The organism is Pseudomonas fragi (genome assembly GCF_002269505.1).
GTDB lineage: Bacteria > Pseudomonadota > Gammaproteobacteria > Pseudomonadales > Pseudomonadaceae > Aquipseudomonas > Aquipseudomonas fragi_D.
Window position 1 is genome coordinate 144,217 of the sequence record NZ_NQKQ01000009.1, and the last position, 14,808, is coordinate 159,024.

The following is a 14,808-nucleotide window of genomic DNA, read 5'->3' on the forward strand; positions in this document are numbered from 1 at the left end:
CGCATAATGGCTAACTTATCGTCGATTGCTTTCATCGGTAGTATCCATTCCATCGAGATCGCCCAGAGGCGGTCATCATCTGGAGATCACCATGAAACTGTTGCATATCGATTCGAGCATTCTGGGCGACAACTCGGCTTCCCGTCAGCTGAGCAGCGAAGTGGTCAAGGCATGGCAGGCTGCCGATCCTCAGGTTGAAGTCAGCTACCGTGACCTGGCCGCTGAAGCCATTGAACACTTCTCGGCCGCTACCCTGGTGGCTGCCGGTACCCCGGCGGAGCTGCGTGATGCGGCACAAAAGCATGAAGCCCAGTTGAGCGCCGACACCCTGGCGCAGTTCCTGGCGGCTGATGCAGTCGTGATTGCGGCCCCGATGTACAACTTCACCATCCCGACCCAGCTCAAGGCCTGGATCGACCGGATTGCAGTAGCCGGCCAGACCTTCCGTTACACCGAAAACGGTCCGGTAGGCCTGTGCGGCAACAAGAAAGTGATTGTGGTCTCCACATCCGGCGGCCTGCATGCTGGTCAGGCGACTGGCGTAGCGCATGAAGATTACTTGAAAGTGATGCTGGGCTTTATGGGCATCACCGACGTTGAGTTTGTACGTGCCCACGGTCTTGGTTATGGCGACGAAGTACGCAGCAAGGCAATGAACGACGCGCACGCACACATTAAGCAGGATCTGTTCAGCGCAGCGTAAGCAATCTGGATCGCTGCACCGTCTAAACTCTGTATTCTGGCTTTTGAAAAAGGGCCAGGGTACGGAGTTTTTTGCGTCTGGCCCGGGTTATGCAGAGTGTGATGCTGTCGAGCAATGCACCGTTGAAGGTGAGCCTCCATGATGCGTCTGTGTGCGGTACTGGTGTTATTGATTGCAGGTTGCCCCGTCATGGTGCAAGCCGAGCCCGGCTATCACTGGAGTGTGGGTTTTCATCGCCTGAGTTTCCTCGACCCACTGGACGATCAGCCCATGCGAGCCATCGCTTTTTACCCGTCCAGAGAGGCTGAAGGGCTGACCAAATTGGGCAGTTATGAGGTTGAAGCGACCGAGGGTGCGAAAATCGCCATGGGCCGTTACCCGCTGCTGATGCTGTCCCATGGCAATACCGGCACGCCACTGGCGCTGCATGACCTGGCCACATCATTGGCGCGCAAGGGCTTTGTGGTGGTGGCGGTGCTGCACCCCGGTGACAACTACAAGGATCACAGCCGCCTGGGCACCCTGAGCAACCTTTATGGGCGACCGATGCAGATATCGGCGGCCATCAGCGCGACTCTGGCCGACCCTGAGCTTTCACCCTATGTACATGACGACCAGGTGGGGGTTATCGGCTATTCGGCCGGCGGCGAAACCGCGCTGATCCTGGCAGGCGCCCAGCCCGACCTGGATCGCCTGCGCCGCTACTGTCAGGAGCGCCCTGAAGACCGTGATGCCTGCACCACAAAGGGTGAGCTGATCGCCGATCGTGATGACCTGGAGCCTGCTGCCGACCCTCGTATACGTGCACTGCTGCTGATGGCGCCATTGAGCCTGATGTTTGGTCGTCAGACCCTGGCTGATGTGCATGTGCCCGTACTGCTGTACAGCGGCGAAAACGACAGTTTGGTATTCCCCGACAAAAATGCCGACGCGCTGGCCCGCAAGCTGCCGGTGGAGCCCGAGTTCAAGGTGATACCGGGGGCCGGGCACTTTGTGTTTATGGCCCCATGCAATGATGAGCAAATGGCGGCCATGCCCGGTTTATGCACGGATGCACAAGGGGTCGATCGGGAAGATATCCATCGCGACCTGATTTACGAGGCCGGGCGGTTTTTCGGCAAGACGCTGCAACCCCCAACCCGGGGCGGCATGCGCACTGCCGATCATTTCAACTAGGTGCGCGCCCGCCGCGAAAGGCTCAAGCTCAGCAGCAAACCCATGCAGCACATCACTGCAGCGCTGAAGAAAATCCACGGGTAACCCAGGTTCAGAGCAATGGCCCCCATGATCGGGCCGGCAATGGCCAGAGCCAGGTCAAAAAACACGGCATAGGCACTTAGCCCTGCGCCGCGGCTGGAAACAGGAACTCGTTTGACTGCCTCGACACCGAGCGCCGGGTACACCAGGGACAGACCAAATCCGGTCAATCCGGCACCTGCCAGGGCAAATACCGTGCTGGGTGCCAGCCACAGCATGACCAGGCCCACCGCTTCGATGCTCATACAGGCGATCGCCACGTTATACCCACCGAAGCGGCTGATGCTGTTGGTAAAGATCAGGCGGCCCAGGATAAAACACACACCAAATACCGACAGACAATACGCCGCGCCTTCCCAGCCCTGGTCGATATAAAACAGGGTAATAAAGGTGGTCAGCGTGCCATAACCAATGGAGGCCAGGGTCAGGCTGATGCCATAGGGAGCAATCAGGCCAAATACCGACCAAAAGGGCAGACGCACGCCGGCTATCGCCGGGATTGCCGGTTTTTTGCGAATCAGCCCCAGCGCAGCCAGGGCCAGCAGCAACAGGGTCACGCCGAGCATGACGAAGCCCAGTCGGTCGACCATCACCACGCCCAGTGGCGCACCAATGGCGATCGCGCCGTAGGACGCAATCCCGTTCCAGCCAATCGCCCTGGCGGTATGTTGTGAACCCACCTGGGCAATGCCCCAGGTGATGGTGCCGACACCGATCAGGCCCTGGGCAATACCGAGAAATACCCGGCCGACAATCAGAACGCCCAGGCTCAGCAGGGGCCAGTCTTGTAGCGCAACGGCCAGGGATGTGAGCACGCCGCTGATGGCGATGCCGGCCAGGCCATAGACGATGGCAGGCTTGGTGCCGATGCTGTCGACCAGACGACCGGCTGACGGGCGGCTCAGCAGGGTGGCCAGATATTGCGAGGCAATCGCCAGCCCGGCGACTACGGCGCTGAAGCCCAGTTGGTCGTGCACATAACCCGGCAATACAGCTATCGGCAAGCCAATGCAGATAAAGGCAATAAAGGTGTAGAACACGATCGACAGGATCTGCAGGGTGACCGACAGGGAGCTCGAGGAGGAGGGGTGTTGCGCAGGCATTAGCAGGGAGTCCGGCTGGCGATCGGTAACCGCCATGATGGCGTGGCCCCGGAATAAAAGAAAGCAGGCTAACGTTATTACTGGGCTTGCTCGCAGTTGTTAAAAGGCCAGAAACGAAAAACCCCGTCACCAGGACGGGGTTTTCGTTACAATCGGCAGAGTAGCGTCTGAATCAGAACGTCACGCCCTGGCTGCGCAGGTAGTCATCGTAGGTGCCGCTGAAGTCGATCACACCGCTTGGGCTCAGCTCGATAATACGAGTGGCCAGCGAGGATACGAACTCACGGTCATGGCTGACGAATACCAGGGTACCCGGGTAGTTCTCAAGTGCCAGGTTCAGCGCCTCGATGGATTCCATGTCCAAGTGGTTGGTCGGTTCGTCCATCACCAGCACGTTGGCCTTTTGCAGGATCAGCTTGCCGAACAGCATGCGACCTTGCTCACCACCGGAAATGACTTTTACCGACTTGAGGATGTCATCGTTGGAGAACAGCATGCGGCCCAGGGTGCCACGTACCATTTGCTCGCCTTGCGTCCACTGGCCCATCCAGTCGAACAGGGTCATATCGTCTTCGAAGTCGTGAGCGTGGTCCTGGGCGTAGTAGCCCAGTTCGGCAGCGTCGGTCCACTTCACCGTACCGGCATCCGGGGTCAGTTCGTTGACCAGGGTGCGCAACAAGGTAGTTTTACCGATACCGTTCGGGCCAATGATCGCAACGCGCTCGCCGGCTTCAACGGTGAAGCTGAAGTCCTTGAACAGAGTCTTGCCATCAAAGCCTTTTGCCATTTGCTCGACAATCACAGCCTGACGGTGCAGCTTCTTGTTCTGCTCGAAGCGAATGAACGGGCTGACACGGCTCGAAGGCTTGACCTCGGCCAGGGTGATCTTGTCGATCGCCTTGGCGCGGGAGCTGGCCTGCTTGGATTTCGAGGCGTTGGCCGAGAAGCGGCTGACGAACGCTTGCAGTTCGTTGATCTGCGCTTTCTTCTTGGCGTTTTCCGACAGCAGTTGCTCGCGCGACTGGGTAGCGACAGTCATGTACTCGTCATAGTTACCCGGGAACAGACGCAGTTCGCCGTAGTCCAGGTCAGCCATGTGAGTGCACACGCTGTTCAGGAAGTGACGGTCGTGGGAGATGATGATCATCAGGCTGTTACGCTGGGTCAGAATGTTTTCCAGCCAGCGGATGGTGTTGATATCCAGGTGGTTGGTTGGTTCGTCGAGCAGCAGTACTTCAGGATTGGAGAACAGCGCCTGAGCCAGCAGAACACGCAGCTTCCAGCCCGGCGATACTTCGCTCATCGGACCGTTGTGCTGTTCGATGCCAATACCCAGGCCCAGCAGCAACTCGCCGGCACGGGATTCGGCTGTATAACCGTCCATTTCAGCGAACTCGGTTTCGAGTTCTGCAACGGTCATGCCGTCTTCTTCAGTCATTTCCGGCAGCGAATAGATGCGATCGCGCTCGGCCTTGACCTTCCACAGCTCCTCGTGACCCATGATCACGGTATCGATCACGGTGAATTCTTCGTAGGCGAACTGGTCCTGGCGCAGCTTACCCAGACGCACGTTCGGTTCCAGCATGACCTGGCCGCCGGACGGTTCCAGATCATCACCGAGGATTTTCATGAAGGTGGACTTGCCGCAACCGTTGGCACCGATCAGGCCATAACGGTTACCAGCGCCAAATTTTACTGAAACGTTCTCGAATAGCGGCTTTGCGCCGAACTGCATCGTGATATTTGCTGTGGAGATCAAAGGGGTATCCTGCGGGGCTTCTAGAGTTACGAGGGTTGCGCCAGTACCTGTTTAGTACCCATTTCCGACATTCCGAGCCTGGATATTTCATTCCAGTCAGAGGCAGAATTGATCCATCTGGCATAGGTGGACAGCAGCATTTGCACGCTATGCCCAAGTTGATTTGCGATGAGAGCAGGATTCATTCCCGTCATCAGGCAAAGGGTCGCGTATGTATGGCGGCAATTGTACTGGGGTCGGTCGCGTAACGATAGGGCGATAAGCGCTTGCTTGTAGTGCTTGTGCAACACGCTGGTCTCAGGAGCGAACTCATTTCCGTTGCCGGGCGGGAAAACTCAGGGGGAGAGGGTGTGCTGCATTTGACGGTTGGCGCGGTGTTCAGCATTGCTCCTGGCTTTTTTCAGCGCTTTCATGGTCCGTTCATTGAGCAGTACACCAAGGGCCTGCTTGATTTTCAACCACTCACGAATCTGACGATCGGCCGCGCACCTGCATACCCTGCAGGTGCGCGGCTCTTCATCGATCTCGCTCCAGCGGGTGGAAAGGTGGATGTAGGAGTATTGATAGTTGTGTCGTGGTTTATTTCTGATTGGGTAGTTCTGAGCGGTTCGTATCTGGCAGATATCAGTGCGGCATGGGTAAAGTCTTGCCCATTAATAGTGGGCGCTAACCAGAGAGATAAATGAACGAGATCGCCAGTGACATATTGCCTGTTCTGCAGGCATTGCTTTCAGGCTTTGTCGCTACAATCATTTTCTACTGGTTGTCAGATACGGCCAAACCCAATCAGTTTGAGAGGGTGATCCAGGCGCTGATCTGCACCGGCGTTATCAAACTGCTTGTAGATGGGCTGGAGTGGTTGTTCTGTTTTTTCGGTCGTTGGTATTCGTTGGGCCAGTGGACGGATAACATCGGCACCACTTGGTCCATCCTCATGGCCGTGACCATTGGCCTGGCCTTGGCTTTTTTGACCCAACACGATGTGCTGTACAGGATTGCGCGGCGTTTGGGGTTCACCTCCAAAGCCTCAGTGGGTGAGTGGCGGTATGCTTTTGGCAAGTATCCTGATCGCGGGATAGTGCTCAACATGCGTGATGGCCGTCGGCTGATGGGCTATCCCCTTGCATGGCCAGCGGAACCGGTGGGCGGTCATTTTTTGATGGAGTTCCCAAGTTGGCTTGTAGATGATGAAATAATGGTGAGTCATGGGATCAGTCACCTGTTGATCCCTAATTCTGAGGTTCAGTGGGTAGAGTTTCTAGAGTCCCAGGAGACATGATATGCATGCTCAAGAAGTTATCAGGAGGTTGATTCAGGAACGCCAGGCCGGCAGTGAGGGTTTTAATGTAAACAGTGAGAGAACCAGGAGTGTATTACCTGCCACGGCTCCTTCAGCGCCACCGCCACCGCCAACGAAGAAAGAACCGTAAGTCGAAAGGCATGAGGCTGCCAACTGTGCTCGAACACAGTGGATAACGTGACGGGTTTCACGCAGGGGAGCGCTTGATAAGCAGTCGTTTGCTGTAATCGGCAGGCACTGGCGGTTTACTTTCAGGTATGTCCTGAAATGTGTGCGACCTATCTTTAGCTCGTAATATGAATTTTATCTTCGTTTCGAGAGAGTATTTATACTGGAGTAAACAACTGTCGTGCCGGTAGATAAAAACTGAGGGTGGAATGTGGGCCGGATGCTGATGAGGCAAGAGAAAAGGTGTGCGTTTGTTCGCACTTTCAGTTAGTCCGGCGTCGTTGTCATTTAATGGAAAGCTGTCAACGATTAATACGAATCTTTTTGTGCGTCAGGTCACAAACAAAAGTGCCCGTATCGCCCCGCAGGCAGTACAGGGTTGCCCTGTAGCTGGCCGATGCGCGTGAACAGTGCAGGTCGCGCATCTTGCGATAGGCCCATTTCCAGCCGCGCTTAGTTGCAGTGTTCATCTTCTACGTCCTTGTAAGATTTTGTATTTTGATTGTATCAGCACGCCTGGATAAATGGACTACTCATGTGAGGGTATTTTTTCTGAAAAAGAACACAGCTATATTGATGCGCGTACTAATATTAATTGTTTCGGGTGTATTGAATTACGCTCCTCATTCAAATGAGGTTTGCACTTATTTAGTGCGTAATTGAAAGCGAGTACAAGTTAGCCGCTGTTGTCACGATAGCATCATTAGGCCATCTCTTGTCCAGATGCTCCGTCAAATAATCCATGAACGCTTTGACCTTCGCTGTCAGGGCGCTGCGGTCTTGTACGCAGGCGTAAATGTCCAGTGGCTCGACGCAGGTCTGGCTCGACTCGTGGCTGTGCTTGAGCAGCGCAATAAGCTGGCCAGAATCGACATGGGGCGCCGCCACGAATTCTGCCAGACGGGCAATCCCGGCGCCGTGTATGGCCATTTGGGTTAGTGCGTCGATATCGTCACTGATTGCGCTGAAGTTCAGCGCTGCGTAGTAATGCTGCCCCTCGCGGATAAATCCCCAGCGCAACAGGCGCCCGTCCAGCGGGTAGCGAAAGGCCAGGCAGGCATGTCGTTGCAGGTCTTCCGGGCTGCGCGGGATGCCGGCCCGCTCCAGATAGGCAGGAGAGGCGCACACCACAAAAGGCACTGAAGCAATCTTGCGCGCAACAATGCCTTCTTCCAGTTGCGGTTTGATACGCAGGCTCAGGTCAATGCCGTCCTGGATATGGTTTATTTTGCCGTCAGTGGTGCACAGTTCAAGGCGCAAGCCCGGGTGGCGTGCCGAAAAGCCGGCAATCAAGGGGGCCAGTACATGCCGACCGAACGCTGAAGTCGATGCGATGCACAAGCGCCCTTGCAGTTCGGTATCGCCAGTGCTGATGGCCATATGTGCAGATTCAAGGTCTGCAGCGACGCGTCGCACTTTTGCGTAGTACAACGCACCGTTTTCGGTCAGCGCCATACTGCGTGTGGTGCGCTGCAACAATCGAGCGCCAAGGTGTTCCTCCAGGCGGTTGATGGTCTGGCTGACAGCAGCAGCACTGAGGCCCAGATTTTTCGCTGCTCCTACGATGGAGCCCGTTTCGACCACTTTGATAAAACTGTTAATCGCCGCGAGCAGATTCATCATGGGGCTCTGGAGGTTATTCGTAAGTATTTCTTTATAAAGTAACTGCGCTTAAGCGTCTAGTTGACGGTTTTTGATCTTGCTAAGGTGCGGCATCTCTTTATTACATGCTCAAAAAGGCCTTTTATGACCGCCAAAACTCCCTCCAGCGCACTTTTTTCGAAACGTATCAAGCTCTCCCCACGTGCCACGCCTTATGTTTTTGCCTTTTACATGTCGACGATCATGGCCTTTTTAATGTCTTTGGTAATCACGGCTGCCAACTCGGGCATTGACGATGCTTACCTAAGCAATGCGCTTCATGCTTATCAATTGGCAATGCCGGTGGCGTTCCTGTGCATCCTGGTGGTGCGGCCTGTTGTGGTGAAACTGGTGTCTTTTACCGTCCACCCGCACCGTTAGTCCGAAAACGCTTTTTGTGACCTGTGGCAAGAGCGCCGGGCAAAAAGGCTGCTTAACTGCATCAATGATTTTGGGGGCTGCCATGCAGGGTGCACCTGAGTGGCAGTTGCTGATGATTTTTGATCAGGTAAAGGAAGGCCATCATGAAAGCGCTCACCTACCAGGGGCCCGGCGAAAAAGCCTGGGCCGAGATTCCCGATCCGGTCATCGACAAGCCGACCGATGCCATTGTGCGCATCCTGCACACCACCATTTGCGGCACTGACCTGCACATTCTCAAGGGTGATGTACCTGAAGTGACCCGTGGTACGGTTTTAGGTCATGAAGGTGTGGGAGTGGTTGAAGCGGTCGGCTCGGCCGTGCGCAATTTCAAGCCCGGCGATCATGTGCTGATTTCCTGCATCACCTCATGTGGCAGTTGCGCCAATTGTCGGCGTCAGATGTACTCCCACTGTGCTGACGGAGGCTGGATCCTGGGGCACCTGATTAACGGAACCCAGGCTGAGCTGGTACGTATTCCCCACGCCGATAACAGCCTGTACCCGGTCCCCGCCGGAGCGGATGAAGAAGCCCTGGTCATGCTCAGTGACATCTTGCCGACCGGTTTCGAAATTGGCGTGCTCGCAGGCAAGGTCAAACCGGGCGACAGTGTGGTTATCGTCGGGGCAGGGCCCGTTGGTATGGCGGCGCTGTTGACTGCGCAATTCTATTCGCCGGCCCAATTGATCATGGTGGATGGAGACACTAACCGGCTTGAAGTGGCTAAACGTTTTGGCGCTACGGATATCATCGATATCAATACGCAAAACGCGGTTGAACGAATTTTTGAACTGACCCAGGGTGTCGGTGTAGATGTTGCGATTGAGGCCGTGGGTATCCCGGCCTCGTTTGACACGTGCCAATCGGTCATAGCCCCGGGCGGCAGCATCGCCAACGTCGGTGTGCACGGTAAAAGTGTCGAGTTGCATCTGGAAAAACTGTGGATCCAGAACGTCACTATTTCAACCGGGCTGGTCAATACCAACACCACCCCTTTGCTGCTGAAAACCGTGCAGTCAGGAAAAATCGATGCCGGCAAGCTGATCACTCACCGCTTTGCACTCACAGACATCCTCCAGGCGTATGAGGTGTTCGGCAACGCGGCCAAGGAGAAGGCAATGAAAGTGATCCTTTCTCAATAACACCGCAAAGCTTGCGGGGCTGATGATTATTTAATGCTGAATAAAGAGGCTGGGCGAAGTGTGGGTGAGTGTGTTTTGTGTAGACTCGCTTAACTATAACGCCCAAGATTTTAATCAGGTTTTAAATATAATTAGCGGTCTGTTTTTTTGACAGATAGAACATTAGCTACTATGTTTTTTGCGGCACAACACATGTTACTGACTCTTTGATAATAGGGATATTTGCATATGAAGAAGCACATTCTGTTACTGGGCGCTGTGGGTCTGGCTGCACTGTCAACCTTGGCGCAGGCTGAAACCAAACAGCCCGTCGCAAAATGGACATGCGCGGACTTCCTGGCGGTGGATGAGAGCTTCCAGCCGACTGCTGTGGGCCTGGGTGAAGCCATCAACAAAAAGGGCAAAGTTGAAGATGCGGTGCTGGATGTTGACGGTATCGCCAAAATCACTCCGCTGGTCGTGACGGCCTGCAAGGAAACCCCAAAAGAATCCTTTGTTTCGAAACTCAAGGCTGAATGGGAAAAAGTCAAAAAAGACGTGTAACCCGCGCCAGGCCTGTACTTCACGAGAGTACAGGCTACCCTTGGGCAACCCCGGCCCTCGGGCGGTCAAAAACATCCCCGCGGTTGTGAATTTCCTGCGCTGTAACCCCTCTACATAGAGACAGGCCTGCTTTGCTGGTCAGAAGGGCGTAGTAGACTACGCTGTTTTTATCTCTATCTGTCGGGGAACCCTATGTTAATCAAGTCATTAGCTGAGCTTGACCGCATTCGTGACGAGTGCCGGTCCATGGTCACCAAGCGTTCGGCAGTCTCGGCAGGTGCGGCTGCGATCCCCATCCCCGGGCTCGATATCGGCACGGATGTAGCACTGCTGGTTGAGATGCTACCGGCCATCAACAGCAAATTCGGCCTCACTCCACACCAGATCGAACAGATGGACTCACGTTCCAAGCGCCTGATTGTGGTGGCGGTCAGTGGCATAGGCAGTGAAGTGATCGGCAAATTCATCAGTCGCACGCTGGTAATGTCGCTGGTACGCAAGATGGGCGCCAAAGTGGCGACCAAATCCGTGGTTCGTTTTGTGCCTTTTGTCGGGCAGGCCGTGGCGGCAACCATCAGTTTTGGCGTGATGAAACTGGTGGGCAATGGTCATATCGAAGATTGTTATCAGGTCTGCCGTGAGGCTCTGCTGGCTCAAGCCCGAGACTCGACGGTGATTGTGATCGGCCCTGAAACCGATAGCTGACACGTTTTGTTAACCTTGCAACCGAACCTGTTACGCGCAGGGCCCTCAAAGGTTTAAGGTCGACCAAAAGCGGAGGGCGTGATGAACAGCTTCAAAGCCAGTTTTGTATTCCTGCTGCTGGGGGGCGCACTCGCCACCCAGATACAGGCGCAATCTCATTTTCAACCGTCGCCGGCTCACGTTGCGCAGTTGGCGCAAAACACCCCGATTACCAACACCCCGCCTACGAGCAATCCCATCCGCCGCATCAACCCCAATAGCCGTCAGGGCACCGGTGCTTCCGTGCCTGGAGCAAGCGGCGCGGTCACTGCGCCTGCGGTGCAGCCCCCGGGCATTGATAGAGGCAAAATCGGTAATGGCTACCCGCGCAACCCGCCGGTGCCACCGACCATCAAACCGACTGCACCATCGTTGCAGCCGCGGGACAAACCTTAATCGAACAAGGAATGGCTGATGTTGAGAAAAACCCTGCTGGCCACGTTGTGCGCCACTTCGCTGCTCAATATGGCGTTCACAGCCCATGCCGATGGGCAAAAAGCCTTTGTTTCCGAGTCCGGCACCGTAACGGCCACACCCGTGGTTGAAGGGCTCAATCACCCATGGGCACTGGCCTTTTTGCCCGACCGGCAAGGCATGTTGATCACCGAGCGCCCCGGTAACCTGCGGGTTGTAAGCGCTGACGGTAAATTATCGGCACCGCTTTCCGGTGTGCCGCAAGTGTGGGCCAAGGGGCAGGGCGGCCTGCTCGATGTAGTGTTATCGCCCAGCTTCGGTGAAGACCGGCTGGTGTATTTGTCGTATGCCGAAGGCGGCGCAGACGGCAAGGCCGGTACCGTAGTGGGGCGTGGGCGCTTGTCGGATGATTTGACCCGGCTGAGCAACTTTGAAGTGATCTTTCGCCAGCAACCGAAGCTCTCCACCGGCAACCACTTCGGCTCACGACTGGTATTTGATCGCGATGGCTATCTGTTTATCGCCCTTGGTGAAAACAACCAGCGTCCAACCGCACAGGATCTGGACAAATTGCAGGGCAAGGTGGTGCGCATTTATCCAGACGGGCGAGTACCCAGTGACAACCCTTTTATCGGCAACCAGGATGTCAGGCCGGAAATCTGGTCATACGGCCATCGCAATCAGCAAGGCGCAGCACTTAACCCATGGACCGGTACCTTGTGGACTCACGAACACGGGCCCAAGGGCGGCGACGAAATCAACCTGATCGAGCGCGGCAAAAACTATGGCTGGCCGCTGGCAACCCACGGGATTGATTATTCCTCCAGGCCCATCTCCGAAGCGCAGGGCCAAACCGTCGAAGGCACCGTGGGGCCAAGTCATGTATGGGAAAAATCTCCGGGCATCAGTGGCATGGCATTTTATGATGCCGACCGCTTCAAGCCCTGGCAGCACAACCTGTTTATTGGTGCGCTGGCAGACAAGGACCTGATCCGTCTGCAACTGAGCGGTGACAAAGTGGTGCATGAAGAGCGCCTGCTGGGCGATCTCAAGGCGCGCATCCGGGATGTACGCCAGGGGCCGGATGGCTATTTGTACGTATTGACCGATGAGGATGACGGCGTGTTGTATCGCGTTGGGTTGCAATAATACTCAATCACTGTGGGAGCGGGCTTGCCCGCGATGGCGTCAACTCGGTCTGATCGTTCAGCCGCGTCGTCTGTATCGCAGGCAAGCCAGCTCTCACAAAGAAAAACTAAAGCTCTTACTCGGTTACCGCCTGCTTGACCTGCTTGGAGGCCGACCATATCCGGTAGCGTACTTCGATATCCTTGGGCACATACACCACGATTGGCAGTTTGCTGTTGTAGCGCAGCATGAAGCCTTCACCGACCACCGGCACAAACTCGGGGTGGGTCTTGCCTCCAGGGCAGGCCATCATTGTACTAGTGGGCCCGCTGACCTTGTTCAGTCGATACATCGGGTAGCCCCAGCCTTTGAGGGTTTTTTCTTCGAGCTTGCCGCCCAGGCGCTGCTGATTGCAGTCCACCTGCAAGGTCTTGCCCGCGATGATTTGTACCTTGTAGTCGTCTTCGTTCTTTTGCTTGGGCAAATGAATGACCTGACGGCTAAAACCTGCTTCGGCTTTTGGATAGGGGGCAACATCTTCCAATTTTGCGGCGTTGGCCACGCTGCACAGGGTACTCAAGGACAGTAGTACCGCTGCACTGATCACCAGTGATTTCATGGTGCTTTCCTTATTTCAGAGCTAAAAATATACATGCAGTTGAATTAAACAACGTGCCCGGGATCAACTTCAGACAACTAACAGTAGATTAAAGTGCCTGTTCGGCCACGTGGGATGGATAGATTACTTCGCACCAATGTCGAACAGCCAGTAAACTGCCTTTTTTTCCTGCGAATCATTAATTTACCGAGGTTTTGCATGACACTCAGTCCTCTTGCGGGCAAGCCGGCCCCGGCTCAGTTGCTGGTCGATATTCCGCGACTGGTGACCGCTTACTACACCGGTCAACCCGATGCAGCCATCACGACCCAACGTGTCGCCTTTGGTACTTCAGGGCACCGCGGCAGTTCATTTGAACTGAGCTTCAATGAGTGGCATGTACTGGCTATCAGCCAGGCCATTTGCCTGTATCGTCAAATGAAAGGGATCAACGGGCCGCTGTTCGTCGGTATCGACACCCATGCATTGTCCACCCCTGCCGGTGCCAGTGCGCTGGAAGTGTTTGCCGCCAATGGCGTCGAAACCATGATCGCCGCTGACGACGAATACACCCCGACGCCAGCCATTTCCCACGCAATCATCTGCTACAACCGTGGCCGCACCAGCGGGCTGGCTGATGGCGTGGTGATTACGCCGTCGCACAACCCGCCTGAAAGCGGTGGTTTCAAGTACAACCCGCCCAATGGTGGCCCGGCCGATACCGATGTCACCAAGTGGATTGAAGCCAAGGCCAACGAACTGCTCGCAGCCAAGCTGGTAGGGGTCAAGCGCATGAGTTACGAGCAGGCCCTCAAAGCCAGCACCACTCACCGCCATGATTACCTGAACACCTACGTTGCCGATCTGAAAAACGTGATCGACATGGACATCCTGCGCGGCGCCAACCTGCGCCTGGGCGTTGACCCGCTGGGTGGTGCAGGTGTGCGCTACTGGTCGGCGATCGGCGAACACTACGGCCTGAACCTGGAAGTGGTGAACACCTCGGTCGATCCGACCTTTCGTTTCATGTGCGTGGACTGGGATGGCCGCATCCGCATGGACCCGTCCTCCAGCTACGCCATGCAGGGCCTGATCGGCCTCAAAGAGCGCTTCGACGTGGCCTTCGCCTGCGACCCGGACCACGATCGCCATGGCATTGTTACGCCATCGGGTGGTCTGCTGGCACCGAACAACTACCTGGCCGTGTCCATCGACTACCTGTTCCAGAACCGCCCGCACTGGCGCGCAGATGCTGCCGTTGGCAAAACCGTGGTTAGCAGTGGCTTGATTGACCGTGTGGCTGCGCGCCTGGATCGCCGCCTGTACGAAGTGCCGGTGGGCTTCAAGTGGTTTGCCGATGGCCTGTTTGAAGGCTCGCTGGGCTTTGGCGGAGAAGAAAGCGCCGGCGCTTCGTTCCTGCGCCTGGACGGCAGTGTCTGGTCAACCGACAAGGACGGCCTGATTCCGTCGTTGCTGGCTGCTGAAATGTCGGCGCGAACCGGTCGCGACCCTTCCCAGCTGTACCAGAAAATGACCGAAGAGCTGGGGCAGCCGTTCTCCACCCGTGTTGATGCCAAGGCTACCCCACAGCAAAAAGCCTTGCTGGGCAAGTTGTCGCCAGAGCAGGTCAAGTCGACCACGCTGGCAGGTGAGCCGATCACGCAAATCCTCAGCCATGCACCGGGCAACAATCAGGCCATCGGCGGGCTCAAGGTCATGACTGAAAACGGCTGGTTTGCGGCGCGCCCATCGGGCACCGAAGACATCTACAAAATCTACGCCGAGAGTTTTATCGGTGATGAGCACCTCAGCCGTCTGGTTGAGGAAGCGCAGGTACTGGTCGATACCGCCATCGCTTAAGCCAATAAAAAGCCCGGCCCCGCAATGG

Annotated in this window: 16 protein-coding genes; 11 read left to right on the top strand and 5 right to left on the bottom strand. The window is 55.9% G+C overall.

From position 1 onward, the window contains the following. The first annotated feature begins 91 nt into the window (after positions 1 to 91). Together CJU81_RS10615 and CJU81_RS10620 are read left to right on the top strand one after the other, a co-directional pair. Positions 92 to 703: an FMN-dependent NADH-azoreductase gene (locus tag CJU81_RS10615; RefSeq protein WP_095036544.1), complete on the top strand. Its 612-nt coding sequence runs from the start codon at positions 92 to 94 to the stop codon at positions 701 to 703. A 138-nt stretch (positions 704 to 841) separates the two neighbouring features. Next, on the top strand, positions 842 to 1,879 hold the full coding sequence (locus CJU81_RS10620; RefSeq protein ID WP_095036545.1) for an alpha/beta hydrolase family protein: 1,038 nt from the start codon (positions 842 to 844) through the stop codon (positions 1,877 to 1,879). Here the strand turns inward: CJU81_RS10620 and CJU81_RS10625 are convergent. Both CJU81_RS10625 and CJU81_RS10630 read right to left on the bottom strand, forming a co-directional pair. Continuing rightward, positions 1,876 to 3,063, bottom strand: coding sequence for an MFS transporter (locus CJU81_RS10625; protein WP_095036546.1), 1,188 nt, complete (start codon positions 3,061 to 3,063; stop codon positions 1,876 to 1,878). The two genes, CJU81_RS10620 and CJU81_RS10625, sit on opposite strands and share 4 nt — an antisense overlap. Before the next feature lie 172 nt (positions 3,064 to 3,235). Continuing rightward, a complete protein-coding gene (locus CJU81_RS10630; protein ID WP_095036547.1) occupies positions 3,236 to 4,822 on the bottom strand; it encodes an ABC-F family ATPase in 1,587 nt (528 codons plus the stop codon). 350 nt (positions 4,823 to 5,172) lie between these two features. On the opposite strand from CJU81_RS10630, the gene CJU81_RS10635 reads away from it, so the two are divergent. Then, positions 5,173 to 5,508, top strand: a complete 336-nt coding sequence (locus CJU81_RS10635; RefSeq protein WP_141232592.1) for a hypothetical protein — start codon at positions 5,173 to 5,175, stop codon at positions 5,506 to 5,508. Further along, positions 5,505 to 6,101 (top strand): DUF6338 family protein, encoded by a 597-nt coding sequence (locus CJU81_RS10640; RefSeq protein ID WP_095036549.1) that lies wholly within the window; start codon positions 5,505 to 5,507, stop codon positions 6,099 to 6,101. Before CJU81_RS10635 ends, CJU81_RS10640 begins: the two co-directional genes overlap by 4 nt. 491 nt (positions 6,102 to 6,592) lie before the next feature. Here the strand turns inward: CJU81_RS10640 and CJU81_RS24040 are convergent, their stop codons facing one another. Next, entirely contained in the window at positions 6,593 to 6,760 is a 168-nt protein-coding gene (locus CJU81_RS24040; protein ID WP_176464825.1) for a hypothetical protein, read from the bottom strand. A 178-nt stretch (positions 6,761 to 6,938) separates the two neighbouring features. Beyond that, positions 6,939 to 7,910, bottom strand: coding sequence for a LysR family transcriptional regulator (locus CJU81_RS10645; protein WP_095036550.1), 972 nt, complete (start codon positions 7,908 to 7,910; stop codon positions 6,939 to 6,941). Between the two features lie 126 nt (positions 7,911 to 8,036). On the opposite strand from CJU81_RS10645, the gene CJU81_RS10650 reads away from it, so the two are divergent. From CJU81_RS10650 to CJU81_RS10675, 6 genes are all read left to right on the top strand, one after another. Further along, entirely contained in the window at positions 8,037 to 8,312 is a 276-nt protein-coding gene (locus CJU81_RS10650; protein ID WP_095036551.1) for a DUF2798 domain-containing protein, read from the top strand. Between the two features lie 143 nt (positions 8,313 to 8,455). Continuing rightward, positions 8,456 to 9,493, top strand: coding sequence for a zinc-dependent alcohol dehydrogenase family protein (locus tag CJU81_RS10655; protein WP_095036552.1), 1,038 nt, complete (start codon positions 8,456 to 8,458; stop codon positions 9,491 to 9,493). A gap of 228 nt (positions 9,494 to 9,721) precedes the next feature. Next, the gene (hdeA, locus tag CJU81_RS10660; protein WP_095029383.1) at positions 9,722 to 10,036 is read left to right on the top strand and encodes an acid-activated periplasmic chaperone HdeA; all 315 of its coding nucleotides are present in this window, start codon (positions 9,722 to 9,724) and stop codon (positions 10,034 to 10,036) included. Positions 10,037 to 10,282: 246 nt separating this feature from the next. Then, a complete protein-coding gene (locus CJU81_RS10665) occupies positions 10,283 to 10,741 on the top strand; it encodes a hypothetical protein (protein ID WP_235573378.1) in 459 nt (152 codons plus the stop codon). Positions 10,742 to 10,822: 81 nt separating this feature from the next. Continuing rightward, positions 10,823 to 11,176, top strand: coding sequence for a hypothetical protein (locus CJU81_RS10670; protein ID WP_095036554.1), 354 nt, complete (start codon positions 10,823 to 10,825; stop codon positions 11,174 to 11,176). A 69-nt stretch (positions 11,177 to 11,245) separates the two neighbouring features. After that, on the top strand, positions 11,246 to 12,343 hold the full coding sequence (locus CJU81_RS10675; RefSeq protein ID WP_254924865.1) for a PQQ-dependent sugar dehydrogenase: 1,098 nt from the start codon (positions 11,246 to 11,248) through the stop codon (positions 12,341 to 12,343). A gap of 115 nt (positions 12,344 to 12,458) precedes the next feature. Here the strand turns inward: CJU81_RS10675 and eco are convergent, their stop codons facing one another. Next, the gene (gene eco, locus CJU81_RS10680; protein ID WP_095036556.1) at positions 12,459 to 12,941 is read right to left on the bottom strand and encodes a serine protease inhibitor ecotin; all 483 of its coding nucleotides are present in this window, start codon (positions 12,939 to 12,941) and stop codon (positions 12,459 to 12,461) included. Positions 12,942 to 13,139: 198 nt separating this feature from the next. On the opposite strand from eco, the gene pgm reads away from it, so the two are divergent. Next, on the top strand, positions 13,140 to 14,780 hold the full coding sequence (gene pgm / locus CJU81_RS10685) for a phosphoglucomutase (alpha-D-glucose-1,6-bisphosphate-dependent) (protein WP_095036557.1): 1,641 nt from the start codon (positions 13,140 to 13,142) through the stop codon (positions 14,778 to 14,780). The last annotated feature ends 28 nt before the right edge of the window (positions 14,781 to 14,808 follow it).

Excerpts from the sequence above, each read along its gene's own strand:
- CJU81_RS10655 (WP_095036552.1), top strand. The coding sequence starts at position 8,456 with ATGAAAGCGCTCACCTACCAGGGGCCCGGCGAAAAAGCCTGGGCCGAG.
- hdeA (WP_095029383.1), top strand. The coding sequence starts at position 9,722 with ATGAAGAAGCACATTCTGTTACTGGGCGCTGTGGGTCTGGCTGCACTG.
- CJU81_RS24040 (WP_176464825.1), bottom strand. The coding sequence starts at position 6,760 with ATGAACACTGCAACTAAGCGCGGCTGGAAATGGGCCTATCGCAAGATG.
- CJU81_RS10665 (WP_235573378.1), top strand. The coding sequence starts at position 10,283 with ATGGTCACCAAGCGTTCGGCAGTCTCGGCAGGTGCGGCTGCGATCCCC.
- CJU81_RS10640 (WP_095036549.1), top strand. The coding sequence starts at position 5,505 with ATGAACGAGATCGCCAGTGACATATTGCCTGTTCTGCAGGCATTGCTT.
- CJU81_RS10650 (WP_095036551.1), top strand. The coding sequence starts at position 8,037 with ATGACCGCCAAAACTCCCTCCAGCGCACTTTTTTCGAAACGTATCAAG.
- CJU81_RS10625 (WP_095036546.1), bottom strand. The coding sequence starts at position 3,063 with ATGCCTGCGCAACACCCCTCCTCCTCGAGCTCCCTGTCGGTCACCCTG.
- eco (WP_095036556.1), bottom strand. The coding sequence starts at position 12,941 with ATGAAATCACTGGTGATCAGTGCAGCGGTACTACTGTCCTTGAGTACC.
- CJU81_RS10645 (WP_095036550.1), bottom strand. The coding sequence starts at position 7,910 with ATGAATCTGCTCGCGGCGATTAACAGTTTTATCAAAGTGGTCGAAACG.
- CJU81_RS10615 (WP_095036544.1), top strand. The coding sequence starts at position 92 with ATGAAACTGTTGCATATCGATTCGAGCATTCTGGGCGACAACTCGGCT.
- CJU81_RS10670 (WP_095036554.1), top strand. The coding sequence starts at position 10,823 with ATGAACAGCTTCAAAGCCAGTTTTGTATTCCTGCTGCTGGGGGGCGCA.
- CJU81_RS10620 (WP_095036545.1), top strand. The coding sequence starts at position 842 with ATGATGCGTCTGTGTGCGGTACTGGTGTTATTGATTGCAGGTTGCCCC.
- CJU81_RS10675 (WP_254924865.1), top strand. The coding sequence starts at position 11,246 with ATGGCGTTCACAGCCCATGCCGATGGGCAAAAAGCCTTTGTTTCCGAG.
- pgm (WP_095036557.1), top strand. The coding sequence starts at position 13,140 with ATGACACTCAGTCCTCTTGCGGGCAAGCCGGCCCCGGCTCAGTTGCTG.